The following is a 24,125-nucleotide window of genomic DNA, read 5'->3' as shown; positions in this document are numbered from 1 at the left end:
CGTTCGCCTACGAAGAAGCGCAGGGCACGTACACCCTGCGCTTCCGTTCGCGGCCTTGACGCTTTCGCGTGTGAGCCCCCGTTACGACGACGCCGTCACGCCATACGTTCGACCATCCCGTGGGCGAACATGACCAGATAACTGTAGACTTCCCGGTCCTTGATTCCCTCCAAGTATCCCAGCGCGTCGTCCACCCATTGCCGGGCGAGCTGCCGCGTCTGGTCGACCACGTCGTGCGCCTTGAGCATGTCCACCACCGTGGCCAGCCGGTCCCCCGCCTCCAGGTTGCCTTCGGCGAGGAAGTCGAGGATCACGCGCCCGTCGTCGTCGATCGTGCCCTCCTGAGCCGCGCGCTCAAGCAGAAGCGTGGGCATGGTCGGCACGCCCTCGAGCAGGTCAGTGCCCGGAGTCTTGCCGGTGAGCTCGGGGTCGGAGACCAGATCGATGACGTCGTCGGCGATCTGGAAGGCCACGCCGATCCGTTCGCCGAACGCGGCCAGCGCCTCACTCTCCTCGTCCGGGCCGCCCGCGGCCATGACGCCGTGGTGGGCGGATGCCGCGATGAGCGAGCCCGTTTTGCCGGACAGGACCTTGAGGTGATGCTCGATCGGGTCCTCCCCCGCCTGCGGGCCCACCGTCTCGTGCAGCTGGCCCATGCACAGGCGCTCGAAAGACTCGGCGTGCATGTAGATCGCCTTCTGCCCCAGCCCGGCCACAATCTTAGACGCGCGCGAGAACAGTACGTCGCCAGCCATGATCGCCGAGGAGTTACCGAAAATGTACTGTGCTGTCGGAACGCCGCGCCGCTTGGGTGCCTCGTCCATGACGTCGTCGTGGTAGAGCGAGGCCAGGTGCGTCAGCTCCATGACCACGGCCGCGTCAACGACGTCCGGCGAATCGGGGTTCGGGCCCACCTCCGCCGCGAGCAACGTCAGCAGCGGCCGCAACCGCTTGCCGCCGGCGTCGGCGAGGTAGGAGGTGGCCGAATCGACGACGACGTCGTCCACCCGGCACGCCGATCGCAGCCGGTCTTCGACCACCTCCATGCGCGCGGCGAGCCGGCGGGCGAGCGGGTCGTCGCTGGCTAGGACATCCGTGACGCTCACGCAAACGATCCCATGATGAAGTCGAGCGCGAAGTAGGGCACCACGCCGAGCGCGATCGTGGTGATCGCGGCGATGACGATCGCGACGATCGACATGCCCTCCGACTCGACCACGGCCACCGACTCGCCCTCTGGCTCACGGAAGAACATGAGCTGGACCAAGCGGAAGTAGAACACCGCGGTCGCAGCCGAGGCCAGCACCGCCAGCACCACGAGCACGGCCAGGCCGCCCTCGATACCGGCGCGGAAGACCTCGAACTTTCCGATGAAGCCACCGGTCAGCGGGATGCCCGCGAACGACAGGAGGAAGATCGTCATCGACACGGCCAGCACCGGGTTGCGCTTGCCCAGGCCCGCCCAGCTAGAGAGCTTCGTGGCCTCGCCCAGGATGTTGCCCTGCGCGTCACGCTCGCGCACGAGCGTCACCACGCCGAACGCACCCACGGTGGCCACCGCGTAAGCCAGCAGATAGAACAGCACCGCGGGGACCGCGATGAGCGTGACCTCGGCGTTAGAAATGATGTTGATCGCCGTGACAGCAATGAGGATGAAGCCGGCGTGCGCGATCGAGGAGTAGGCCAGCAGGCGCTTGATGTCGGTCTGCACCAGACCCATGACCGTGCCGATCACGATCGTAGCGATGATAACGATCCACATGAAAATGTTGATCGAATCCCACACAGGGGCCACCAGCAGGATGAACACACGCATGAGGGCCACGAACGCGGCGGTCTTCGTGCCAGCGGCCATGAAACCGGTGATCGGCGTGGGGGCGCCCTGGTAGACATCCGGGGTCCACGCGTGGAACGGCGCGGCGCCCACCTTGAACAGCAGGCCGATGACCACCATCACGACGCCGACCGTCAGCAGCACCGGTGTCGCCAGACCCTGGCCGCGCGAGATGAGCAGCACCGGGGCCTCGATCGACAGGGAGCCGGTGGCGCCGTAGATGAGCGCCGAACCCATGAGGAAGATCGCCGAAGAGAAAGCGCCGAGGATGAAGTACTTCAGCGCGGCCTCCTGCGACAGCAGGCGCTTGCGGCGCGCGGTTGCCGACAGGACGTAGAGCGGAAGAGAGAGCACTTCGAGCGCGATGAAGAAGGTCAGCAGATCGTAGGCCGAGGTGAAGGCCATCATGCCGCCCGTGGCGAAGAGTGCCAGCGGGTAGACCTCGGTCTGCTGGCGGCCAAGCCGGCTAAACTCTCGCTCCTCCGACGAACCCGGGCGGGTGGCGGCGGCCGCCGCGAACGCGCCCTCGCGGGTCTGCGTGCGGTCGGCGATCACCAGGAAGGACAGGAGCGCACCGACCACGATGACCACCTGCGCGATGAGCGACATCGCGTCCTCCACGAGGCTGACCGCCACCGTGCCGTCGGCGTGGATTGCTAGGGCCAGCGGCTGCACCGTGGAGCCATCGGCCTGGGTCTCCGTCCAGCGCCACACGAGCACCACCAGGGCGGCGGCGAGCGCGGCGAGCGACAGGGTCACCTGCACGGCGCGGCGAGCGCGGCGGGGCACGAACGCCTCAAAGAGGGTGCCCAGCACGGCCGATCCGAGGACGATCAACAGTGGCAGGACTGCCATCCATTGAATTTCGAGATTCACTTGGTGCTCCCTTCAGCGGTGACCATCAGCGTGGATGCGTACTGCTCGGCCACGGGGTTGACGGCGTCGAGTGCGATGGACGGGAAGAAGCCGAGGACGAGCATGGCCGCGATCAGCAGGCCCATGACCGTCTTCTCGCGCCCGCCCAGGTCCGCCACCTGCTCCTCCGGCTTCGGGCCGGTAAAGACCCGCTGGTACGGCAGAAGGATGTAGAGCGCGGCGAGCACGACGCCGACGACGCCGATGAGCGCCGCCCACGGTAGCACGCCGTACGTGCCCATGAGGACCATGAACTCGGGGATGAAGCCCGACAGGCCCGGCAGGGCGATCGTGGCAAGGCCCGAGATCATGAACGTGCCGGCCAGGATCGGGGTGACGCGCTGCCAGCCGCCGTAGCGAGAAATGAGGTGGGAGCCCCCGCGTTCGCCGAGGAAGCCCACAATGAGGAACAGGCCCGCGGTACCAATACCGTGCGCCACCATGTACAGGATCGCGCCGGCCATCGCGATCGATGAGCCGGAGAAGATACCCATGACCATGAAACCGAAGTGGGACACCGAGGTGAACGCCACGAGGCGCATGAGGTTGTCCGAGGCGATCGCCATGAGCGCACCCCAGATGATCGACACGAGCGCGAAGCCGATGATCACCGGCGCGGCCGCGGCGGCGGCGTCGGGGAACAGCGGCAGGCAGATCGCGATCATGCCGAACGTACCCATCTTGTCCAGGATGCCCACCAGCAAGGTGGAGGTGCCTGCGGGGGCCTCCTCCGTGGCGTCGGGCAGCCAGGTGTGGACCGGCCACATCGGGGCCTTGATCGCGAACGCGATGAAGAAGGCGAGGAAGATCCATATCTGCGCCGCAGCCGACATCTGCGAGCCCGCAGCAAGGTTATCGATCATGAAGCCGCCCGAGCCGCCCGGCCCGTAGGCGTAGACCGCGATGACGCCCACCAGCATGATGAGGCCGCCGGCGAGCGAGTAGATGAGGAACTTCATCGCGGCCTTGCCGCGCCTCTCCCCCTTGCCGTAGCGGCCGATCATGAAGAAGATCGGCAGGATCATGAGCTCGAACAGCACGTAGAACAGGAACAGGTCACGCGCGGCGAACAGGCCGATGATGATCGCCTCAAGGGCGAGGATCCAGGCGAGGTAGCCACCCTGCCGGTCGTCGTCGACCTCGGTCCACGACGCGAGGATGACCACCGGCACGAGGAACACGGACAGCGCGAGCATGACCGCGCCCATTCCGTTGATGCCCCACGCGAGCGACACGCCAATCTGCGGAATCCACGAGTAGGTCTCGGCTAGCTGGACGCGCGCCGAGCTCGCCACCTCGAACTCCGAGATCATCGCGCCAACGAAAACGCCGGCCACGAGGAGGGACACGCCCAGCGCCACCGGGCGGGCCGCCGAACGCAGCGGCTTGACCAGCCACAGCGCGAGCGCGCCCAGCAGGGCGAGCCCGATCATCACTGTGATCCAGGGGAAGCCAGCTTCGGAAACAGTTTGCAATTGCATACCTCTTGTCCTCCTAGAGCGCGGCCGCGACGACGACGATGAGCGCCAGGACCAGGCCGATGGTGATGTAGCTGGCGTAGTTACGGGCGTAACCGGTCTGGAACTTGCCCACGACCGATCCGACGGACGGCAGCTTGGCAACCCCGCGGACCAGGCCGTCCACCACGCCGCGGTCGAGCGCGTCGGTGCCTGCCACGAGCGCGAGGCCGGGGTTCATGAACAGGCCCTCGTTGATCTGATCCTGGTAGAGATCCACGCGCGCGGCGCGGGTCAGGCCGTTGCCCACCGGTGCTGCCTTGGGCATCGGGGTGGCCACGTACATCTTCCAGGCGAGCCCGACGCCGATCGCCACGATGGCGAGCGTGACGCCCGTGATGACCGGGACCGGCAAGACCGGCTCCTCGTGGGCGACGTGGCCGATCGCCGGCTCAAGCCAGGTGAGGAAGCCCGTGTAGTTGAGGACCGCGCCAAGGCCGAGGGAGCCGAGGGCGAGCAGCGCCATCGGGATCCACATGAGCGGCGACGGATCGTGCGGGTGCTTGGCGTCCGGGCCTTCCTTCGCCCAGCGCTCCTCCCCCAGGAAGATCCCGAAGAACAGGCGCGACATGTAGAAGGCGGTAAGCCCCGCCACGAGCACGGTGATCGTGCCAAAGATCCACGGAAGCGCGCCCTCGCCCGTGAACGCGATCTCGATGATCTTGTCCTTCGAGTAGAAACCGGACAGCAGCGGGAAGCCGATGATCGCCAGGTAGCCGGCGAAGAACGTGTAGAACGTGATTTTCATGTGCTTAGCCAGGCCACCGAAGCCGCGGATGTTGACCTCGTCGTTCATGCCGTGCATGACAGCGCCGGCACCAAGGAACATGTTGGCCTTGAAAAAGCCGTGAGTGACGAGGTGGAAGATCGCGAAGCCAGCACCCACCGGGCCGAGGCCCGCCGCCAGCATCATGTAGCCGATCTGCGACATGGTGGAGGCCGCGAGGACCTTCTTCATGTCGTCCTTCGCCGCACCGACGATCGCGCCGAAGACGAGCGTGATGAGGCCGATGAGGGCCACGAGCAGAGCGGCAGTGGGCGCGGCCTGGTAGACGGCGCCGGAGCGAACCATGAGGTAGACACCGGCGGTCACCATCGTGGCGGCGTGGATGAGGGCCGAGACCGGGGTCGGGCCCGCCATCGCGTCCCCCAGCCATGCCTGCAGCGGGAACTGCGCCGACTTACCGCAGGCGGCCAACAGGAGGAATACCCCGATGAACGCGGCCGTGCCCTCGGAAACGCCAGCCACACCGGCCGACACGTCGGTGAACTTCACCGAACCGAAGCTCGCCACCATCGCCATCATCGCGATCAGCATGCCCAGGTCGCCCACACGGTTCATGACGAACGCCTTCTTACCGGCGGTGGCGTACTCGGGCACGTGGTTCCAGAACGAGATGAGAAGGTAGGACGCCAGGCCCACGCCTTCCCAACCGAAGAACAGCACCACGTAGGAGTTGCCCAGGACGAGCAGTAGCATCGCTGCCACGAACAGGTTGAGGTAGGCGAAGAAACGACGCCGGGCCGGATCGTGCTCCATGTAGGACACGGAGTAGATGTGGATGAGGGTGCCCACGAAGGTCACGAGCAGGACGAACGTGATCGACAGCGGGTCGACCCGCGTGCCGAAGTCCACCGCGAAGTTACCCACCGCGGGGATCCACTCATACAGCGTGGTCTCGACCACGCGCGCGCTCGCGTCCATCCCCAGCAGTTGCAGGGCGGCGGCGGCGCCGATGACGAACGACGCCGTGGAGGCGAGGATCGCCAGCCAGTGGCCCCACGCGTCAGCAGCCTTGCCTGCCAGGAGGAGGATCGCGAAGCTGACAAGCGGGATGGCCACGGCCAGCCAGATGAGGCTCGCCGCGCCCGTCGCGCTTGCGACAGCCACGGTGCTTTCCGCAAAAATGCTAGTCAATGCTCGCACCTGCCTAGTTCTTCATGAGGTTGGCGCCGTCCAACGACGCCGTCCTGCGAGTACGGAATATGGACACGATGATCGCCAGGCCCACCACGACCTCGGCGGCAGCCACCACCATGACGAAGAAGGCGAAGACCTGCCCCTCAAGGTTGCCCCACATGCGGGAGAAGGTGATGAGCACCAGGTTGCACGAGTTGAGCATGATCTCAACGCCGAGCAGGGCGATGACGCCGTTGCGGCGGGTGAGGACGGTCGCGCCGCCCACCACGAAGAGGATGATCGCGAGGACCACGTAGTACATCAGATCCATGGCTTACTCCTCCGTCTTATCCGTCAGCTCGGCAGTGGTCTCGGCCGCGTCAGCGACCTCCCTGGCGCTCGGCACATCCGCTCCGCTCTCAAGCTGCTCGAGGCGGGCCAGGGCGGCGTCGTGATCGGGGGCGAGCTCGCCGGGCATGCCCGCGAGGGTCGCGCGGCCGGTGACGCCGTACGTTGACGGGCCGGAGACGCCGGTCCCAGTGGCGATGCGTTCCACGGTGGCCGGCGAGATCTGGCCGACCGTGCGCATCTGGCCACGCACCTGCAGCACGCGGTTGACCGACAGATCGAGCGGCTGGCCGTAGGCGGTCAGGCCCGGGTTGGCCGACGAGTTCGACTCGGCGTAGACGCCCGGGTTCGGCTTGTTGCCGATGTGGCGCCCGTCCGTGACGAAGTCGCGTACGCCCTGGTGGGCGCGGTCTTCCTGCGTGATCGGATCGTGGATGCGATCACGGTGCGTCAGCGTCATCGCGCCAAGCGCGGCCACGATGAGGAGCGTGCCGGTGAGCTCAAGGGTGAGGATGTGGTTGGTGAAGATCGACTGCGCGACTCCGACGGGGTTGCCGTTCGCGTTCGCGGCTGCAAGGCCAACCGCGGCCGGGTTCGCCGCGCCGAGCACGACGCCAATGAGGATCCCGGCCACGCCAATCCCGCCCACGATCGCCACCGGGCGCTGGGCCTTCAGTGTCTCGTGTGTAGAATCGGAGGAATCCACGCCGATGAGCATGAGCACGAACAGGAACATCATGAGGATGGCACCCGTGTAGACCACCACCTGGGCCACGCCCATGAAGGGCGCCTCCAGCGCGGTGTAGAGCACGGCCAGGCCGACCATGATGAAGATGACGGAAACGACCGAGTAGACGGCCTTGCGCGCAATGAGCAGTCCGTAGACGGCGAGCGCGACCATCGCCACCGCCATGAGGGCGAAGATGATCGTCTCACCGAGCGAAATCTCAAGAGGCTGGGTGGGCATTATTGTGCGACCTCAGCTTTCTGGGTGGCCCGCGCCGTGGAGAGGGAGGGATCGTCGGGTCGGTTGTCCTTAACCCAGTCGATCTGCTCCTGCGTGGGCCCGGTAATAGTTCCCTGGTAGTAGTCGGCGTCCGTCGTGCCCTCCACCATCGGGTGCGGCGGGTTGAGCATGCCCTCGGCGAGCGGAACGAGGAGCTGGTGCTTCTCGTAAATCATGTCCTCGCGGGTGGGGCCTGCAATCTCGTAGTCGTTCGACATCGTCAGCGCACGCGTGGGGCACGCCTGGATGCAGTACGCGCAGAAAATGCAACGCAGGTAGTTGACCTGGTAGACGCGGCCGTAGCGCTCGCCCGGCGAGTACTGCGCCCCCGGGGTGTTCGCCGCGGCCTCGACGTAGATAGCGTCCGCCGGACAGGCCCAGGCGCACAGCTCACAGCCGATGCACTTTTCCAGCCCGTCCGCGTAGCGGTTGAGCTTGTGCAGGCCGTGGTAGCGCGGGCGGGTGGGGACCTTCTTGAAGGGGTACTCCTCCGTGACCGTGGGGCGGAAGATGGTCGAGAACGTCACGCCAAATCCGGCCACCGGCGCGAAGAAGTTGCCGATCGGGCCCTTCTTCGTGGGGCTGTAGAGCGCCGGATCCGGCTGCTCGAAGCGCGGAGCGTTGGTGTCTTCAGACATTTAGGCCTCCTCAATGGTCTGCGTGTCGATCGTCGCACGGCCACGCGCACGCGGCGACGGCGGAAGGTGCTGGCCGGGAAGCGGCGGAACGGGGTAGCCGTTCTCGAAGCCGTCGAACTCCTCCGACTCGCGCTCCGCGATGATCTCCTGCTGGGTCTTCTTCACCGTGTCATCACCGAAAGCCCAGATCAGCAGGATGAGCGAGTAGCCGACGGCGAGGATCGTGAGCACGGGGACCATGTTGATCCGCACCACCATGTTGATGCCGACCACGATCATGACGATCGCCAGCCAGCCGAGGGCTGCGGGGATGAGGCCCTTCCAGCCCAGGTGCATGAACTGGTCGTAGCGGAAGCGCAGCAGCGTGCCGCGCACCCAGACGAACAGGGCCATGAAGGTCCACATCTTCGCCACGAAGATGAGCACCGGGAACCAGCCCACGTTCGGGTCCCCGCCCCACAAGCCGAACAGCGAGGTGAGGATCGGGCCCGAGCGGTAGCCGCCGAAGAACAGGGTGGTGACCAGCATCGACATGTTGAGCATGTTGACGTACTCGGCCAGGTAGAACCAGCCGAATTTCATGGAGGAATACTCCAGGTGCGCGCCAGCCACGATCTCGCCCTCGGCCTCGGTGAGGTCAAAGGGGAGGCGGTTGGTGCCGCCGAACATCGTCACCAGGAAGATGAGGAAGGCCGGCATGAGCAAGATGACGTTCCACAGACTGGTCTGGGCCTCGACGATGCCCGAGGTGGACATCGTGGCGGCCGTGATGAAGATCGTCACGAGCGACAGGCCCTCGGCCAGCTCGTATGAAATCATCTGGGTAGCCGCGCGGACCGAGCCGTACAGCGGCAGGGTGGACTTCGCGGACCAGCCGCCAAGCACCAGGCCATATTCGCCGAGCGCCGCGGCGGCCAGTACGAAGAGCATCGCCACCGGGGAGTCGGCCAACTGTAGCGGGGTGTGGATGCCGAACATCGACACGCCCGGGCCCACCGGGAGCACGGCCATAACCACGAACGCACACGTTGCCGAGATGGCCGGCGCGATCGCGTAAATGACCTTATCGGCGCCCGCCAGCCAGAAGTCTTCCTTCAGGATCAGCTTGATGGCGTCCGGGAAGGACTGGCCAAGGCCGAGCGGACCAACCGTGTTCGGGCCGAGGCGGTTTTGCATCTTGGCGATCAGCCGGCGCTCAAACCACAGCGCGAAGATCACGGAGAAAATGAGGAAGACGACGATCGCGACCGCCTTGATCACCCAGATCCACCACGTGTCTTGCGAGAAGTCTGCGGCGACTCCGCCAACGGTATAGAGATTCACTTCGTTACCTCCGATTGAATCGTGACGAGGTCGCCTGGCCGGCTTCCGAGCGTGGCGATGGCGCAACCGACAGCGTTTTGCGGGACCCACACCACGGCGTCGGGCATGTCGACCACCGCGACGTCGAGGCTCAGCGAGCCCGCCGGGCCGGTGATCTTCACCGCGCCGGTGACGCCGGCCTTCTTCGCGGTGGCGGGGCTCATGACCGCCACGGGCTTGCGGGCCGTCTTGGCCAGGTGGGGCTCGCCGCTTAGCAGCGCGCCCGCGTCAATCATCTGCTTCCAGGAGGCGAGCACGGCCTGACCCGCGCCCACGGTGGGGGCGGGAGCCGGGGCCTCGTTCGGCAGCTCGGCGCGCGTGCCGTCCCAGCGGCGCAGCTCGGCCATTTCCTCGACGACGGCCTTGAGGGTCTCCAGCCCGAGGTCGACACCCATCTCGGTGGCGAGCTCGGTCAGGACCTTGCGGTCGGCGAGGGCCTTGGACACGATGGTCTGCCCGAAGGGGCGCAGGCGGCCTTCCCAGTTGACGAACGTGCCGCCCTTTTCGGCCGTGGGGGCCACGGGCAGGACGACGTCGGCAAGCGCGGTGGTCTCGGTGTCGCGCACCTCAAGCTGGACCACGAACACGTTGCGCAGGGCATCGGCGGCGCCGGCCGGCAGGTCGGCCAGCTCCACGCCCGCGAGCACGATCGCGCCGAGCTCGCCCGCCGCGGCCGCGGCCAGGATTTGCTCGGTGTGGCGGCCCGGGGTGGCGGGGAGCGAGTCCACGCCCCACACGGCCGCCGTGTCGATGCGGGCGCCGGCGTCGGACACGAGGCGACCGCCCGGTAGCAGGTTCGGCATGGCGCCGGCGTCCACGGCACCGCGGTCGCCCGCTCGGCGCGGGATCCACGCGAGGCGCGCGCCCGTGCGCTCGGCCAGGCGGACGGCTGCGGACAGCGCGCCCGGGGTGTCGGCCGCGCGCTCACCCACGAGGATGATGGAGCCGGCGGCGGAAAGATCAGCGAACGCCTCGCCGAAGCCCTCAGCGCCGCCCGCGGCGATCGCGTCGAGCACCTCGGCCTCCGTACCCGGCACCGCCGGCAGGAAGCGAGCGTTCATCTTCGACGTGCCCAGCGTCTTGTAGGCGGAGACCACCGTGACCGCCGTGGTCTTCGCCAGAACGCCCTTGCGAAGGCGCAAGAAGACCGAGCCGATCTCGTCCTCGGCCTCCAGGCCCACCGTGAGAACGTGCCCGGCATGCTCGATGTCGGCGTAGGTGACGCCGAGCTCGGTGCCGGCCACGTGCGCCGCGAGGAACTGGTCCTCCTCGGCGCTGCCGCGGCGGGTGCGGAAGTCGATATCGTTCGTGCCGAGCGCCACGCGGGCGAACTTGGAATACGCGTAGGCATCCTCGAGGGCCAGGCGGCCGCCGGTGATGACGCCGACGCCCTTGGCCTTCGCCGCATTCAGCCCATCGGCGGCGGCCTCAAGGGCCTCGAACCACGAGATCGGGCCCTCCTCCCCCGCGATGCGCGGGTAGGTGAGGCGATCCGGGCCGGTCTGCCAGCGGAAGGCGAAGCGGTCCTTGTCCGTGATCCACGATTCGTTGACGTCCATGTCCTCCTGGGCCATGCGCCGCACCACGGTACCGCGGCGGTAGTCGACGCGAATGGCGGAGCCGGAGGCGTCGTGCTCTGTAACCGAGGGCACGGAGACCAGGTCGAACGGGCGGGCGCGGAAGCGGTAGGCCGCCGACGTCAGCGCGCCCACCGGGCAGATCTGGATGACGTTGCCGGAGAAGTAGGAGGAGAACGGCTTGCCCGTCACGTCCATCTCACCCACGGCCACCGGGCCGGCCGAGAAGCCGACCTCGCGGCCCGAATCGCCGTCCGGGCCCGAGTAATCGTTGAGCACGTCCGGGGCGTGGCCGCCCTCGACCGCGAAGTCGAGGACCGAGGCGTCGAAGTTACCGATCTGCGAGCCGTGCAGGCCGTGGACCTCGCGCCCGGCCGAACCGCCGCCGCGGCCCTGAAGCTGGATGAAGGCGTCGCCCGCAATCTGCGTGGAGAAACGCGTGCAACGTTGGCACAGGATGCAACGGTCGCGATCAAGCAGGATCTGGGAGGACACCGAGATCGGCTTGGGATAGGTGCGCTTGATGTCAATGAAGCGCGACTCCCCGCGGCCGTCCGTCATCGCCTGGTTCTGCAGGGGGCACTCGCCGCCCTTGTCACACACCGGGCAGTCCATCGGGTGGTTGATGAGCAGGAACTCCATGACACCGTGCTGGGCCTTCTCCGCCACCTGCGAGGACGCGGCCGTGAAGACCTCCATGTTCGGCGACACCGTCACCGCGCACGCCGGCTGCGGCTTAGGCATCTTCGCCACCACGCCCTCACGGTTCGGGGTAGCCACCTCCACGAGGCACTGACGGCAGGCCGCCGCGGGCGCCAATAGCGGGTGGTCACAGAAACGCGGGATGTGCACGCCGATCTTCTCGGCGGCGCGAATGATCAGCGTCCCCTTCGGAACGGAGACCTCCTTGCCGTCAACCTTGATCGTGACAAGATCGACGGGTGCGTGATCAGTGGTTGTCATTGAACACCTACTTCGCGGAACAGGACGGACTTCTCAGGCGGGAAGAGCTCGGCGGCCGGCGTCGTGTAGCCAGCCTCAAACTCGGACCGGAACAGGTCAATGGCAGAACGGATCGGGGTGGCCGCCGCGTCGCCAAGCGCGCAGAAGGAACGTCCGAAAATGTTGTCGGCAATCTCGTACAGCAACTCGATCTCGCCCTCGCGGGCCTTTCCAGCCTCGAAGCGGTGCATGAGCTGGCGCATCCAGTACGTGCCCTCACGGCACGGGGTGCACTTGCCGCACGATTCGTGCTGGTAAAAGTCGGTCCACCGCGACACGACGCGGACCACCGACACGGTCTCATCGAATACCTGGATGGCGCGCGTGGCGAGCATGGAACCGGAGGCCGCCACCTCGTCGTACCCGAGCGGGACGTCCAGGTGATCGGGCGTGCACAGCGGCGCCGAGGAACCGCCCACCGCGTAGAACTTCAGCTCGTGGCCGTCGCGGATGCCGCCGGCCATCTCCAGCAGCTCGCGCATCGTGATGCCGAACGGGGCCTCGTACTGACCCGGGTTCTTCACGTGGCCGGACAGAGAAAAGATGCCGTGACCTCGGGAGTTCTTCGTATCGGCGCCCATCGCCTGGAACCAGTCAGCACCGTGGTTGATGATGCCGGGAACCGAGGCGATCGATTCGACATTGTTGACTACCGTGGGGCGGGCATACAGGCCCTCAACCGCTGGGAACGGGGGCTTCAGGCGCGGCTGGCCGCGGAAGCCCTCGAGCGAATCGAGCAACGCGGTCTCCTCACCACAGATGTAGGCGCCGGCGCCGGCGTGGACCGTGATGTCCAGGTCGTAATCGCCGTTCGGGCCCAGGCCCTTGCCCAGCAGCCCGGCCTCGCGGGCCTCGCGCACGGCAGCGAGCAGGCGGCGATAGACGTGAACGACCTCGCCGCGTAGGTAGATAAAGCCGTGGTGGCCGCCGATGGCGAGCATGCAAATCATCATGCCCTCCACCAGCAGGTGCGGGTTCGCCATGAGGAACGGGATGTCCTTACACGTGCCCGGCTCCGACTCGTCAGCGTTGACCACGAGGTAGCGCGGGCCGCCGTCGGGAGCGGGAAGGAAGGACCACTTGAGGCCCGTGGGGAAGCCTGCACCGCCACGGCCGCGCAGGCCGGAGTCCTTGATCACGTTCGTGATCGCGCCGTCTTCCTTCGTCATCTCCCAGGCCTTCTTGATCGCCTGGTAGCCGCCGTTCGCCCGGTACGTCTCGAGCGTCCAGGAGCGCTCCTTGTCCCAAGTGTCAGACAGCACCGGGGAGAGGGTTCCTGCGGGTGAAAACTCAGTCATTTCGTCTCCTCCACTGCCTTCGGCGCGGACCAGCCGTGCTCGCGGGCGATCTTCAGGCCGCGCAGCGAGGCCTCACCGGCCGCCGGGCCCTCGTCGACATGGCCGTCCTCGAAGCCGGCCAGCACGCGGGAAATCTCCTTAAAGGTGTGCACCTTCTCCGGGCCGCGCGTGGGGTGGATGTCCCTGCCCGCACGGATGTCGTCCACGATCTGCTTCGCCGACGCCGGGGTCTGGTTGTCGAAGAACTCCCAGTTGACCATGACGACGGGCGCGTAGTCGCAGCCCGCGTTGCACTCGAGTTGCTCGAGCGTGATCTTGCCGTCCTCCGTGGTCTGGTCGTGGCCCACGCCGACGTAGTCGGTGAGCTCCTCCCAGATCTGGTCGCCGCCCATGACCGCGCACAGCGCGTTGGTGCAAACGCCCACGTTGTATTCGCCGTTGGGGTGGCGCCGGTACTGCGAGTAGAAGGTGGCAACCGCGGACACCTGCGCGCGGGTCAGGCCCAGGATGTCGGCGACCAGCGTGATGCCACGCGGCGAGCAGAAACCATCCTCGGACTGCACGAGGTGCAGCAGCGGCATGATCGCCGAACGCGACTGCGGGTAGCGCGAGACGACCTCGGCGGCGTCGGCGCGAAGACGCGCCTCGACTTCTGGCGTGTAATTCGTAGCCATTAGCGGTCCACTCCTCCCATCACGGGATCGACGGCGGCCAGCGCGATGATGAGGTCAGCCAGCAGGCCACCCTCCGCCATGAGCGCCAGCGACTGCAGGTTGTTGTAGCCCGGATCGCGGAAGTGCGCGCGGTAGGGACGCGTGCCGCCATCGGAGACCAGGTGCACGCCCAGCACGCCCTTGGCGTGCTCAATGATCGAGTAGGCCTGGCCGGCCGGTACCCGGAAGCCCTCCGTGACCAGCTTGAAGTGGTGGATGAGGGATTCCATCGACTCGGTCATGATGTGACGCACGTGCTCGGGGCTGGTGCCCTGGCCGTCGGAAGCGATCGAGAGCTGGGCGGGCCAGGCGATCTTCTTGTCGTCAATCATCACCGGATCGCCGGCGGTCCTCTCCAGCTCGTCCAGCACCTGGTAGATGATGCGGATCGACTGGTAGCACTCCTCGAACTTGACCTTGATGCGGTTGTACGCATCACACTTGTCGGCCACCGGCACGTCAAACTCGTACTTCTCGTAGCCGCAGTAGGGCTGGGTCTTGCGCAGGTCCCACGGCACGCCAGCGGCGCGCACCGACGGGCCCGTCATCGACAGGGCCATGAGGGCCGACAGCGGAGAGACCGCGACGTCGACGTGGCGCTTCAAGAAGATCGGGTTCGCCATCGTCAGGTCCTGCATCTCCGAGATCGTGTTACGGATACCGGGGAGCAGTTCACGGATGTAGTCGATGCCGCCTTCGGGCAGGTCCTCCATCACGCCGCCGGGGCGGATGAACTCGTTGTTCATGCGCAGGCCGGTGATGTCCTCCATGATGCGCAGGATGTCCTCGCGCAGGCGGAAGGTTAGCGTCAGCATCGTGGTGGCGCCGAGCTCGTTACCGCCCGAGCCGATGCCCACGATGTGGGAGCTGATGCGGGTGAGTTCCATGAGCAGCACGCGGATCGCCTGGGCGCGCTCGGGGATCTGATCCTCGATGCCGAGCAGCTTCTCCACCGCCATGCAATAGCCGACCTCCTGGAAGATCGGCGCCACGTAGTCCATGCGCGTGCAGAACGCCACGCCCTGGGTCCACGTGCGGTACTCCATGTTCTTCTCGATACCGGTGTGGAGGAAGCCGGTGGCGGCGCGAACTTCGTTCACGCGCTCCCCGTCAAGCTCAACCTGGACGCGCAAAACGCCGTGCGTGGAGGGGTGGACCGGGCCGAGATTGACGACGATGTGCTCTTCGCCCAGCTCCTCAGCGTCCTTGGCGATATCGCCCCAGTCCCCGCCCACGGCCTCGTAAATCTTGGCGTTCTCCATCGACTCTTCGGTCGCTGCGCGGGTCGCGTATGTGGAATTCATTAGTTGTACTCCCTCCGTGTATCCGGCGGCGGAATAACTGCGCCCTTGTACTCAACCGGGATGCCGCCAAGCGGGTAGTCCTTGCGCTGCGGGTGGCCGACCCAGTCGTCGGGCATCGCCGAGCGTGTCAGACCCGGGTGCCCGTCAAAGATGATGCCCATGAGGTCGAACGCCTCGCGCTCGGACCAGTCATCGCCCGGGTAGACGGAGCAGATGGAGGGCATGTGCGGGTCGTCGTCGGGGCACGTGACCTCGAGGGCGATCATGCGATTGTGGGTGATGGAGAAGAAGGGGAAGTACGCGTGTAGCTCGCGGCCCTTGTCCATCGGGTAGTGCACGGCCGAGACACCGAGGCACATTTCGAAGCGCAGGTCCTGGTCGTCGCGCAAGTAGCGCGCCACGAGCGGCAGGCGCTCACGCTTGATGAAGATGACCAGCTGGCCGCGGTCCACCGAAATCTTCTCGATGACGTCACGCTCGGTCAGGCCGTCAGCCTGGGCGAGCTCGATGATGATGTCCACCCCCTCGTCGACCCAGCCGCCGTACGGGCGCGACGACGGCGGGGCGATGACGGCGACCTCTTCGTTCCCGGTAAAGCCGGTGGTGTCGCCCGTATCCTTCACGCCCCACATACCCTTGCGGGTAGCGATGACCGAACCGGCCCCAGCGTTTGGCACCATAGCGCCTTCGTGTTCACTCACGCCAGCAGTCCCTTCTTCTCTTCGACGGGGATCGCAGCAAGTGCGGCCTGCTCGGCCTTGCGCGCGATCTCCTTACGGTGTTCGCCGATCGGGCGGCCCTCAACGTGGTGCTTGCGCAGCTCGAAGATGGCGTTGATCAGCATCTCCGGGCGCGGCGGGCAGCCTGGCAGGTACACGTCCACCGGCACGAGGTGGTCGATGCCCTGCAAGATGGCGTAGTTGTTGAACATGCCGCCCGAGGAGGCGCACACGCCCATCGAGATGACCCACTTGGGCTCGGCGAGCTCGTCATAAATGTTGCGCACAACCGGGGCCATCTTGTGACTCACACGGCCGGAGACCAGCATGAGGTCTGCGTGACGCGGCGAGGCGCGGAAGACCTCCATGCCGATTCGCGAGGCGTCGTAGCGCACGGCACCGAACGACATCATCTCAATAGCGCAGCAGGCAAGGCCCATGGTGACGGGCCAAAGCGAACGGGCCTGCGCCCAGCCGCCGACGGCCTCGATACCCGTGAGGAGCTTGCCGGATGCCTTTTCTTCAATTCCCATTTATTTCACTCCCACTCCAGGCCGCCACGACGCCATTCGTAAATGAACGGGACGGTGATGAGGAAAACAAAGACGCCAATCGAGATGACACCCGCCAGCCCGAGGTAGCCGGCCGAGACCGCCCACGGGTAGAGGAAGACCACCTCGATGTCGAAAATAATGAAAGTCATGGCCGTCAAGAAGTACTTGATCGGGAAGCGGCCCTCGTGCCCCGCGTTCGGGGTGGCTTCAAGGCCGCACTCGTAGTTCGCGACCTTGACGCGGTTGTAGCGCTTGGGGCCAATGATTGCCGACACCAAAAGGCCGGCAACCGCGACCACGCCACCGGCAATGATCATCACGAGAAGCGGAACATACGAATACATCAGTCCTCCACATGTTCTTTCATCTTCGAAAAGTGGGCGCTCATGTGTGCACCACTTCTCACTTTACAGTTTTGCCCACGAAAAAATGTGCTCATGCGCGCGGCACCGCCTTCGACAGCGCCGTGATGAGACGATCCATCCAATCCCCGTCGTGGCGATCATATGAATCGGACAGGAGCTTCATCACCAGGGTCATGAGCGTGGAGCGCGGCAGGCCGTACTTGACGCACAGGTGCATGATCTCAGGGCGCTCGATGAGCGCGGCGAAGACCCGTCCCAACGTGTAGTAGCCGCCGAGCTCGGCGCCCAGCTGGCGCGGGTATTCGGCCATCACCCGGTCTTGGGCACCGAGAGGGCCGTGGGTCAGGGCCTGGGCGATCGAGTCGGCGGCCAGGCGGCCCGCCAGTAGCGCGGGCCCGATGCCCTCTCCATTGAAGGGCGAGACCATGCCGCCCGCGTCGCCCACCAGCACCAGCCCGCTCGCGTAGTGCGGCTTGCGGTTGAACGCCATGGGCAGCGCGGCGCCGCGGATCGGGCCGCGCTGGGTGTCGGCGTTCATCTGCCACTCCTCGGGGGTGTTGGCCAGCCACTGCTGGAAGACCTTGCGGTGATCGACGCCAGTGGCCTTCGCGGTGGACGACAGGGAGCCGAGCCCCACGTTGATGAGCCCGTCCCCCACGGCGAACGCCCACGCGTAGCCGGGCAGTTGCTCGGATTCACCGGGCTTGCCCGCCCACAGCTCCAGCCAGGACTCCATCATGTCGGTGCTGGCCAGCGGGGATTCGAAGTAGGTGCGGTAGGCCACGCCCATCGGGCGCATCATGTCCTTCTCCCGCCCCACCGCGATTGACAGCCGCGCGGCCACTCCCCCGGCGTCGACCACGAAGCGGGCGGAGAAGGTCATCTCCTTCTTGCGGTCGGCACTCGAGCGGGCGGTGACGCCCACGACGCGGCCGGAGGGCTCGTGGATGAGCGGGCCTGTGACCGTGACGCCCTCGCGCAGGCGGGCCCCGGAGGCCACGGCGTGGCGGATGAGCATGTGGTCGAAGTCCACGCGCCGGTTGGCGCTCCCCCATGAAGGCATGGAGGCCAGCTCGGGCCAGGGCACCTCGATCATGTGGCCGGCGCCATACGCGCGCACGCCGTAGTTGCGCACCCAGCCCTCCTCCTCGGGCAGGGAGATGCCCATGCGGATGAGTTCTGACACCGCGCGCGGGGTCAGCCCGTCGCCACAGATCTTGTCACGCGGGAAGGTTGCCTTTTCCAGCACGAGCACGTCGATACCGTTTTGTGCGAGGTAGTGTGCGGTGGCTGCTCCGGCAGGACCACCGCCGACGACGATCACGTCAGCATGCTCCCTCATAGCCACCACCTTTCGCCGGCGAGCACGAAATCTCGCCATAACGGCCCAAGTCTACGCAACTGTTAGGGGCTTGAAAAATTATGGTGCGGGTATTAACAGCACAGTTGACTTGCGCAAATGGGTGGCCCATCAACGCTCGATCGGCTTGGTCGCACGATGCAAGGCCACGACCCCGTTCGACAGGTTGCGATACTCCACATCGCTCCACCCGGCCTCTTGGATCCGCTTCGCAAAAACCTCCTGGCGCGGCCAGGACAGGATCGACTCCACGAGGTAGTCGTAGGCCTCGGCGTCGGACGAAACCGCGAAGGCGATGGTGGGCAGCACGTCGGCCAGGAAGAAGCGGTAGGCGCGGCGGAAGGGCGCGAAGGTGGGCCGTGAAAATTCGGTCACCACGAGCTTGCCGCCCGGCTTCGTCACGCGCAACATCTCGCGCAGAGCCTTATCCGGATCGTTGACGTTGCGAAGTCCGTAAGAAATGGTGGTGACGTCGAAGGAATCGTCCTCGAACGGCAGGTTCGTGGCGTCGGCCTGGACGAACTTCAGTTCGGGGTGACGCAGGCGCCCCTTCTCCATCATTCCCTCGGAGATGTCGGAGGCGACGACGTCGGCCCCCGCGGTTGCATACGTGACCGACGAGGAGCCCGTGCCTGCGGCGATGTCGAGGATAGACATGCCGGGGCCGGGCGCGATCGCCTCACGGGTGGCGACTCTCCACACGTCGATGAGGCCGAAGGTGAGGATGAAGTTGGTGCGGTCGTATTTGGAGGACACCTGGTCAAACATCGCTGCGACGTCCGCCGGGACCTTCTCCAGAGTGGCTCGTTTCATGACTGCATTTAACCATCTTGGCACGTAAGATCGTTATTCGTGTTTACCATTCCACACCTGCGAGCCCAGACAACCGCCCTGCCTACGCCCCCGGTTTTGACCGAGCTCATGCCCGCGTCGGCTGGCGCGCTCGCGTGGCTGAAGGACGGGCGCGGCTTCATTGCCGCAGGCGAGGCCGCCCGTTACGACCACGGGCGCGACGGGGCGGGCACCCGCTTCGCGCTCACCTCGCAGTGGTGGATCGAGGTGGTGCAGGCCGCAGAGATTCGTGACACGCTTCTCCGCCCCGGCACCGGGCTTGTGAGCATGGGCTCGTTCGCCTTCGCCGCCGATTCGCCCGTCGGTTCTGCGCTCATCGTGCCCCAAGTGGTGGTGGGATTCGACGGAGAGGTCGGTTGGCTAACCTTCATCGGCCCCGCCGACCTTGACGTCTTCGACACCCTCACCCCGGATGCCCTGGCGCTGGTGGACGCCGCGCTTCGGCCGTCGTCGGGAAGCTACGCCAGCCACGGGAAGGTGCGCGCCGACGACGTCGATGTGGCGGTTTACCGCGACAAGGTGACGCGGATCCAGGAGCGGATCGCGGCGGGGAGCGTGCGCAAGGTGGTGCTGGCGCGCGAGCTGCAGGTGGAGGCCGAACGCGAGATCGACGAACGCTACGTGGTGGCACGGCTGGCGGCGGCCTACCCGCAGTGCTGGACGTTCGCGGTGGACGGACTGGTGGGGGCCACCCCGGAGCTGCTGGCCGCGGGCACGGGGCGCGAGGTGGAGGTCAAGGTGCTGGCCGGCACGCTCCCCCGCGGCGAGGCGGACGTGCAGGCGCTGCTGGATTCGGCGAAGGACGCCTGCGAGCACCGGCTGGCCGTGGAGTCCGTGGTGGAGAAGCTGGAAAAGCTCGGCCGGGTGGAGGTGGCGCCCACCGAGGTGCTCACCCTGCCCAACGTGTTGCACCTGGCCACACAGGTGCGGGCGGAGTTGGAGATTGAGGCGACGTCGTTGCAGGTGGCGGGCGCGCTTCACCCGACGGCGGCGCTCGGCGGCACGCCCACGTTGCGCGCGCTCGACACGATCGCAGAAATAGAAGGTATCGACCGCGACCGCTATGGCGCGCCCGTGGGGTGGATGGACACCCGCGGGGGCGAATGGTGCATCGCGCTGCGCTGCGCCCGGATCGAGGGGCGGCAGGCAATCGCGTGGGCCGGCGGCGGCATCATGGCCGACTCCGACCCGGACGCCGAATACGCCGAGACGGAAGCGAAGCTTGCTCCCGTGCTCGGCGCACTCGGAGGGTAAGGCCCTGTGGGCGGTAGCCGCGGCTGCCGCAGGGCGGGACGTTAGTTCTGGTCGGCGCGGGTGGCGAGCGTGACGTCCACGTTCACCAACTCCCCGTTGCGGGCCACGAGCAGGGTGACGACGTCGCCGGAACTGAACTGACGCACGTAACCCGTGAGCGCGAGCGCCGAGGCGACATCGCGGTCGCCGATCTTGAGGATCACGTCGCCCTCCTGCAGGTTCGCCTCCGCGGCCGGCGTGCCGGGCTCCACCCGGCCGATCTTTGCACCCTTCCAGTTCGTGCCGTCAGCCTGGCCGACGCCGTCGACAATGCTCACGCCCAGGAATGCGTGCTCGGCCACGCCGTTGTTGATCAGCTGATTGGCGATGGTCTTGGCGAGATTGATCGGGATCGCGAAGCCCAGGCCGATCGAGCCGGACTGGCTGGACTCGCTCCCGGACAGGGTGGCGATCGAGGAGGCGACGCCGATCACCGCGCCGCTCGAATCGAAGACCGGGCCGCCCGAGTTGCCGGGGTTGACCGCCGCGTCGATCTGGACAGCGTTCGTCACCACGCGCGTAGCCGACGCCGGGCTGGACTCGCTGACGGTCTGGACCGGGCGGTCGAGGGCGGAGATGATGCCGGTGGTCATGGTCGAAGACAGGCCGAGCGGGTTGCCGATCGCGGCCACGGGCTGGCCAACCTTGAGGGCCGAGGAATCACCGAAGCGGGCCACGGTGAGGTCCTTCGGCGGGTTGACCAGTTTGATGACCGCGAGGTCGGTCGCCGCGTCAGTGCCGACGATCTCCGCCTGGTAGACCCGGGAATCGGAGAGCGTGACGTAGACCTGGTCCGCGCCCGAGACCACGTGGTCGTTCGTAATGATGTGGCCGTCTTCGTCAATAATGAAGCCCGATCCGGCAGTGTCACCCTTCGCGCCACTCACGTTAATCGAGACCACCGCGTTGCTAACCGCTGCAGCCACCGCCTGCCAGTCCGTGCCATCCACGTTCGAGACCGTCTCGGTTACTCCCGACGTTGTCGACGTCGGCATCGCCGCCGGGCGGGCCGTACCCCACCGTGCCGACACCACACCCACTCCGATTGATCCACCCAGCAGTGAGGCGATGAGGCCTACCGCGATGAGGGCCATCCAACCCGGGCCGCGGCGGCGCTTCTTCGCCGGCTGAGGTGTGGCCCACGCAGGGGCCTGGCCGGAGCCGGGTTGGCCGGGGTGGCCCGGCTGGTTCGGGTTGCCGGGCTGGCCTGGCTGCGGGCCGTAGCCCGACGGGCCGTTCGGGCTGGCGAAACCGCCGGCCACAGGCAACGGCTGGGTGGGCCGGGTCGGCTGCAACGGCTGCGTCGGATGGCTCGAGCCGGCGGGCTGGCTGAGCTGCGCCTGCGGAGCCGGTTGTCCCGACTGTGTAGGCCGCGCCGCCTGGCCGGCCTGCCCCTGAGAAACCGTCTGCGCCGGCTGTTCTGCCGGGCGGGGCACTCCTGCCTCCGAGCTGCGATACACCTTGGGGTGCTCGGGAGCTCCCGGGACGACGCCGGCACCCGCACCCGGCACGCGCTCCGGGTTATTCGGCACCTGGCCAGATACCGGAGCTGGCATGGGCGAGGGACGCTGGTCTGCCGCCGGCGTCGGGCGGAAAGTCGGGGCGGCGTCATGCGTCTGCTCGGCGGGCGCCGGGCCCTCCTCTGCCCGTGCCGGGCGCTCCTCCTGCGCCGGCATCATGGGCGCCGGGCCCTCCTCGTGCGACGATGCCGCGGGCGCCGACTCCGTGCGCGCTCCGCTCTCATCCTCGACCGGGGTCTCAGCCAGGGTCTGCGCCGGCGATATTTCAGGTTTACCTGCTACCGGGTTCGCGCCCTGGGGGGCCGATGTGTCGTCGGCGGGGCCGCGTTCCTCATGCTCGTTCATTCGTTCTCCTTTCCAACGCCGGGATGCCGGCTATAGGAACAGATTCCATCTTTAATCTTTTCAAAGAGTGAAGAATTCCTGAAACTTGGCTGGGAGTTCCGGCCCGGGCGCGCCTCCGCGCCGGCTCGTCCGTAGACAACAGGTAAACCTGAGAAGTCTCGTCAGTAAAAACGCCCCTTCCGGCCCCAGACTCACCAGTTACCCACACCGGCCGCCGGCTGGACCCAGCCACTAAATCACAGAGCACCTTGCCACCAAAGCACATAGCATATTGCCACCAAACCACAGAGCACCTTGCCACCAATCAACAGAAATGCCTAGACGCCCAAGCGAATAGTACCTAGGATGACCTGCATGAGCGCTATTATCCCAAGGAATTCAGCACCCCTCCTCCGGCAGCTGACGGATCATTTCCCGGCTGTCGAGGTTCTGGGTGCACGGCAGGTGGGAAAGTCGACGCTCACCCAGCAGGTTTCCGAGGAGTTGGCGTCAGCCGGCACGTCAGTTGCGAGCTTCACGATGGACGACCCGGAAACTCGAAGCGTCGCTCTCGATGATCCCAGGGGTTTTCTTGCTCAGAACCCCGGCGGCATGCTGGTCATTGACGAGTTTCAACGGGTGCCCGAGCTCATTCTCTCGCTGAAGGCCGAGATCGATCGCTACCGCAGACCCGGCCGCTTTCTGATTACTGGTAGCTCTCAGCTGACGACGGGTACTGCCGCCGCGGACAGCCTGGCCGGCCGAGTGGCCAGCTTGCAGATGCGCGGCTTTAGCCAGGGAGAGCTGAGCGGCATGCGGGATGACTTCGTTTCGCGCACGCTCGGCAGGCTCAACCCCGCAGGCGAGACCTCGCCGCTGACCCGTAGCGATTACGTCGACGCGATATCCCGCGGCTCCATGCCAGAAGCGCAACACCTTCCAGAGCGGATGAGACAAACGTGGATGAGGTCGTACACCACCCGTGTGACCTCACGGGATATCCAGGACCTATCGAAGATCCAGCGCCCAGAGCAGGTGACGGCGTTGCTTCGCACGCTTTCTGCTGTGCAAGGATCGGAGGTGGTTATCGGCCGTTTGGCCAATGAGCTCAGCATTCCGGCAAGCACTGCCGCGCAGTACCTGCGCCTGCTCGAAGGGCTGTTCCTCGTGGACCTCTTGCCGCCGTGGACACCCAATCTGCTCAAGCGTGAGGTGGGCCGCCACAAGGTCGTCATCAGCGACCCCGGCCTTGGCATGTGGCTCACCGGCGCAAAACCGGCCACGCTCAAGGACCTCGTTCGAGGCCAGGCTTTCGGCGGGATGCTGGAGGCATTCGTGGCAAGCGAGTTGCTTCGCCAGAAGACCTGGTCCTCGGAGGAATGGGAGCTCTTCCACTACCGCAGCCCGGACGGCCGCGAAATCGACCTGGTCATTGAACTCGACGACGGCCGCGTCATCGCCTTGGAAGTCAAGGCAGCGTCCTCTGTTGGGACTGTCGATTACAAGCACCTGACGTGGTTGCGTGATCAGCTGGGCGAGCGCTTCATCGCCGGATATGTCCTCACCACAGACAGCCGCGGGCGTCTCCTCGGCGATCGCCTCGCCGCACTCCCCGTCGCCTCCCTCTGGGGCTAGATTGCCCGGCGGATTACCGGCGCCCGGGCCGGCGCCGGGCACCCAGTTCCAGGGCCCCTCCGACAGAACTCGTGAAAATACCGGCTACC

20 protein-coding genes are annotated in these 24,125 nt (G+C 66.4%); 2 read left to right on the top strand and 18 right to left on the bottom strand.

Going from position 1 to position 24,125, the window contains the following annotated elements:
• Positions 1–95: 95 nt before the first annotated feature.
• The 17 genes from HMPREF3174_RS03085 to HMPREF3174_RS03005 all read right to left on the bottom strand — a co-directional run bounded on the left by HMPREF3174_RS03085 (position 96) and on the right by HMPREF3174_RS03005 (position 19,225).
• Positions 96–1,106, bottom strand: coding sequence for a polyprenyl synthetase family protein (locus HMPREF3174_RS03085; protein ID WP_070447829.1), 1,011 nt, complete (start codon positions 1,104–1,106; stop codon positions 96–98).
• A complete protein-coding gene (nuoN, locus tag HMPREF3174_RS03080; RefSeq protein WP_062613398.1) occupies positions 1,103–2,689 on the bottom strand; it encodes an NADH-quinone oxidoreductase subunit NuoN in 1,587 nt (528 codons plus the stop codon). Before nuoN ends, HMPREF3174_RS03085 begins: the two co-directional genes overlap by 4 nt.
• Before the next feature lie 17 nt (positions 2,690–2,706).
• On the bottom strand, positions 2,707–4,230 hold the full coding sequence (locus HMPREF3174_RS03075; protein ID WP_070447826.1) for an NADH-quinone oxidoreductase subunit M: 1,524 nt from the start codon (positions 4,228–4,230) through the stop codon (positions 2,707–2,709).
• Between the two features lie 13 nt (positions 4,231–4,243).
• Positions 4,244–6,157, bottom strand: coding sequence for an NADH-quinone oxidoreductase subunit L (gene nuoL, locus HMPREF3174_RS03070; RefSeq protein ID WP_246783054.1), 1,914 nt, complete (start codon positions 6,155–6,157; stop codon positions 4,244–4,246).
• A 40-nt stretch (positions 6,158–6,197) separates the two neighbouring features.
• Positions 6,198–6,497 carry an NADH-quinone oxidoreductase subunit NuoK gene (gene nuoK / locus HMPREF3174_RS03065; RefSeq protein ID WP_062613396.1) on the bottom strand — a complete coding sequence of 100 codons (300 nt, stop codon included), beginning with the start codon at positions 6,495–6,497 and terminating at the stop codon, positions 6,198–6,200.
• Between the two features lie 3 nt (positions 6,498–6,500).
• On the bottom strand, positions 6,501–7,481 hold the full coding sequence (locus HMPREF3174_RS03060) for an NADH-quinone oxidoreductase subunit J (RefSeq protein ID WP_062613395.1): 981 nt from the start codon (positions 7,479–7,481) through the stop codon (positions 6,501–6,503).
• Positions 7,481–8,158 carry an NADH-quinone oxidoreductase subunit NuoI gene (gene nuoI, locus HMPREF3174_RS03055; protein WP_062613394.1) on the bottom strand — a complete coding sequence of 226 codons (678 nt, stop codon included), beginning with the start codon at positions 8,156–8,158 and terminating at the stop codon, positions 7,481–7,483. The genes HMPREF3174_RS03060 and nuoI overlap by 1 nt, the downstream gene beginning before the upstream one ends.
• Positions 8,159–9,481: an NADH-quinone oxidoreductase subunit NuoH gene (gene nuoH, locus HMPREF3174_RS03050; protein ID WP_062613393.1), complete on the bottom strand. Its 1,323-nt coding sequence runs from the start codon at positions 9,479–9,481 to the stop codon at positions 8,159–8,161. It lies immediately after the preceding gene.
• Positions 9,478–12,060, bottom strand: a complete 2,583-nt coding sequence (locus HMPREF3174_RS03045) for an NADH-quinone oxidoreductase subunit G (protein WP_062613390.1) — start codon at positions 12,058–12,060, stop codon at positions 9,478–9,480. Before HMPREF3174_RS03045 ends, nuoH begins: the two co-directional genes overlap by 4 nt.
• A complete protein-coding gene (gene nuoF / locus HMPREF3174_RS03040) occupies positions 12,057–13,397 on the bottom strand; it encodes an NADH-quinone oxidoreductase subunit NuoF (RefSeq protein WP_062613389.1) in 1,341 nt (446 codons plus the stop codon). The genes HMPREF3174_RS03045 and nuoF overlap by 4 nt, the downstream gene beginning before the upstream one ends.
• Complete coding sequence (nuoE, locus tag HMPREF3174_RS03035) at positions 13,394–14,071, bottom strand: NADH-quinone oxidoreductase subunit NuoE (protein WP_070447823.1); 678 nt, start codon at positions 14,069–14,071, stop codon at positions 13,394–13,396. The genes nuoF and nuoE overlap by 4 nt, the downstream gene beginning before the upstream one ends.
• A complete protein-coding gene (locus HMPREF3174_RS03030) occupies positions 14,071–15,414 on the bottom strand; it encodes an NADH-quinone oxidoreductase subunit D (protein ID WP_062613385.1) in 1,344 nt (447 codons plus the stop codon). The genes nuoE and HMPREF3174_RS03030 overlap by 1 nt, the downstream gene beginning before the upstream one ends.
• Complete coding sequence (locus HMPREF3174_RS03025; RefSeq protein ID WP_070447820.1) at positions 15,414–16,094, bottom strand: NADH-quinone oxidoreductase subunit C; 681 nt, start codon at positions 16,092–16,094, stop codon at positions 15,414–15,416. Before HMPREF3174_RS03025 ends, HMPREF3174_RS03030 begins: the two co-directional genes overlap by 1 nt.
• Before the next feature lie 17 nt (positions 16,095–16,111).
• Positions 16,112–16,666: an NADH-quinone oxidoreductase subunit B gene (locus HMPREF3174_RS03020; RefSeq protein WP_062613381.1), complete on the bottom strand. Its 555-nt coding sequence runs from the start codon at positions 16,664–16,666 to the stop codon at positions 16,112–16,114.
• 5 nt (positions 16,667–16,671) lie between these two features.
• On the bottom strand, positions 16,672–17,031 hold the full coding sequence (gene ndhC, locus HMPREF3174_RS03015) for an NADH-quinone oxidoreductase subunit A (RefSeq protein WP_062613379.1): 360 nt from the start codon (positions 17,029–17,031) through the stop codon (positions 16,672–16,674).
• A 91-nt stretch (positions 17,032–17,122) separates the two neighbouring features.
• On the bottom strand, positions 17,123–18,394 hold the full coding sequence (locus HMPREF3174_RS03010) for a geranylgeranyl reductase family protein (protein ID WP_062613377.1): 1,272 nt from the start codon (positions 18,392–18,394) through the stop codon (positions 17,123–17,125).
• A gap of 129 nt (positions 18,395–18,523) precedes the next feature.
• Positions 18,524–19,225: a class I SAM-dependent methyltransferase gene (locus HMPREF3174_RS03005; protein WP_068538654.1), complete on the bottom strand. Its 702-nt coding sequence runs from the start codon at positions 19,223–19,225 to the stop codon at positions 18,524–18,526.
• Between the two features lie 39 nt (positions 19,226–19,264).
• On the opposite strand from HMPREF3174_RS03005, the gene HMPREF3174_RS03000 reads away from it, so the two are divergent.
• Positions 19,265–20,518: an isochorismate synthase gene (locus tag HMPREF3174_RS03000; RefSeq protein ID WP_070447817.1), complete on the top strand. Its 1,254-nt coding sequence runs from the start codon at positions 19,265–19,267 to the stop codon at positions 20,516–20,518.
• Between the two features lie 41 nt (positions 20,519–20,559).
• Here HMPREF3174_RS03000 and HMPREF3174_RS02995 read toward each other — a convergent pair whose 3' ends face one another.
• Entirely contained in the window at positions 20,560–22,422 is a 1,863-nt protein-coding gene (locus tag HMPREF3174_RS02995) for a S1C family serine protease (RefSeq protein ID WP_244899224.1), read from the bottom strand.
• 354 nt (positions 22,423–22,776) lie between these two features.
• Between HMPREF3174_RS02995 and HMPREF3174_RS02990 the strand changes: the two genes are divergently transcribed.
• The gene (locus tag HMPREF3174_RS02990) at positions 22,777–24,036 is read left to right on the top strand and encodes an ATP-binding protein (RefSeq protein WP_070447814.1); all 1,260 of its coding nucleotides are present in this window, start codon (positions 22,777–22,779) and stop codon (positions 24,034–24,036) included.
• Positions 24,037–24,125: the final 89 nt, after the last annotated feature.

The organism is Trueperella sp. HMSC08H06, from assembly GCF_001808465.1.
Lineage (GTDB): Bacteria > Actinomycetota > Actinomycetes > Actinomycetales > Actinomycetaceae > Trueperella > Trueperella bernardiae.
This window is presented reverse-complemented; position numbering and strand designations above follow the sequence as displayed.

Excerpts from the sequence above, each read along its gene's own strand:
- HMPREF3174_RS03060 (WP_062613395.1), bottom strand. The coding sequence starts at position 7,481 with ATGCCCACCCAGCCTCTTGAGATTTCGCTCGGTGAGACGATCATCTTC.
- HMPREF3174_RS02995 (WP_244899224.1), bottom strand. The coding sequence starts at position 22,422 with ATGAACGAGCATGAGGAACGCGGCCCCGCCGACGACACATCGGCCCCC.
- nuoI (WP_062613394.1), bottom strand. The coding sequence starts at position 8,158 with ATGTCTGAAGACACCAACGCTCCGCGCTTCGAGCAGCCGGATCCGGCG.
- HMPREF3174_RS03010 (WP_062613377.1), bottom strand. The coding sequence starts at position 18,394 with ATGAGGGAGCATGCTGACGTGATCGTCGTCGGCGGTGGTCCTGCCGGA.
- nuoE (WP_070447823.1), bottom strand. The coding sequence starts at position 14,071 with ATGGCTACGAATTACACGCCAGAAGTCGAGGCGCGTCTTCGCGCCGAC.
- HMPREF3174_RS03025 (WP_070447820.1), bottom strand. The coding sequence starts at position 16,094 with ATGGTGCCAAACGCTGGGGCCGGTTCGGTCATCGCTACCCGCAAGGGT.
- nuoF (WP_062613389.1), bottom strand. The coding sequence starts at position 13,397 with ATGACTGAGTTTTCACCCGCAGGAACCCTCTCCCCGGTGCTGTCTGAC.
- HMPREF3174_RS03030 (WP_062613385.1), bottom strand. The coding sequence starts at position 15,414 with ATGAATTCCACATACGCGACCCGCGCAGCGACCGAAGAGTCGATGGAG.
- HMPREF3174_RS02990 (WP_070447814.1), top strand. The coding sequence starts at position 22,777 with ATGAGCGCTATTATCCCAAGGAATTCAGCACCCCTCCTCCGGCAGCTG.
- HMPREF3174_RS03075 (WP_070447826.1), bottom strand. The coding sequence starts at position 4,230 with ATGCAATTGCAAACTGTTTCCGAAGCTGGCTTCCCCTGGATCACAGTG.
- ndhC (WP_062613379.1), bottom strand. The coding sequence starts at position 17,031 with ATGTATTCGTATGTTCCGCTTCTCGTGATGATCATTGCCGGTGGCGTG.
- HMPREF3174_RS03020 (WP_062613381.1), bottom strand. The coding sequence starts at position 16,666 with ATGGGAATTGAAGAAAAGGCATCCGGCAAGCTCCTCACGGGTATCGAG.
- HMPREF3174_RS03045 (WP_062613390.1), bottom strand. The coding sequence starts at position 12,060 with ATGACAACCACTGATCACGCACCCGTCGATCTTGTCACGATCAAGGTT.
- nuoN (WP_062613398.1), bottom strand. The coding sequence starts at position 2,689 with ATGGCAGTCCTGCCACTGTTGATCGTCCTCGGATCGGCCGTGCTGGGC.
- nuoK (WP_062613396.1), bottom strand. The coding sequence starts at position 6,497 with ATGGATCTGATGTACTACGTGGTCCTCGCGATCATCCTCTTCGTGGTG.
- HMPREF3174_RS03005 (WP_068538654.1), bottom strand. The coding sequence starts at position 19,225 with ATGAAACGAGCCACTCTGGAGAAGGTCCCGGCGGACGTCGCAGCGATG.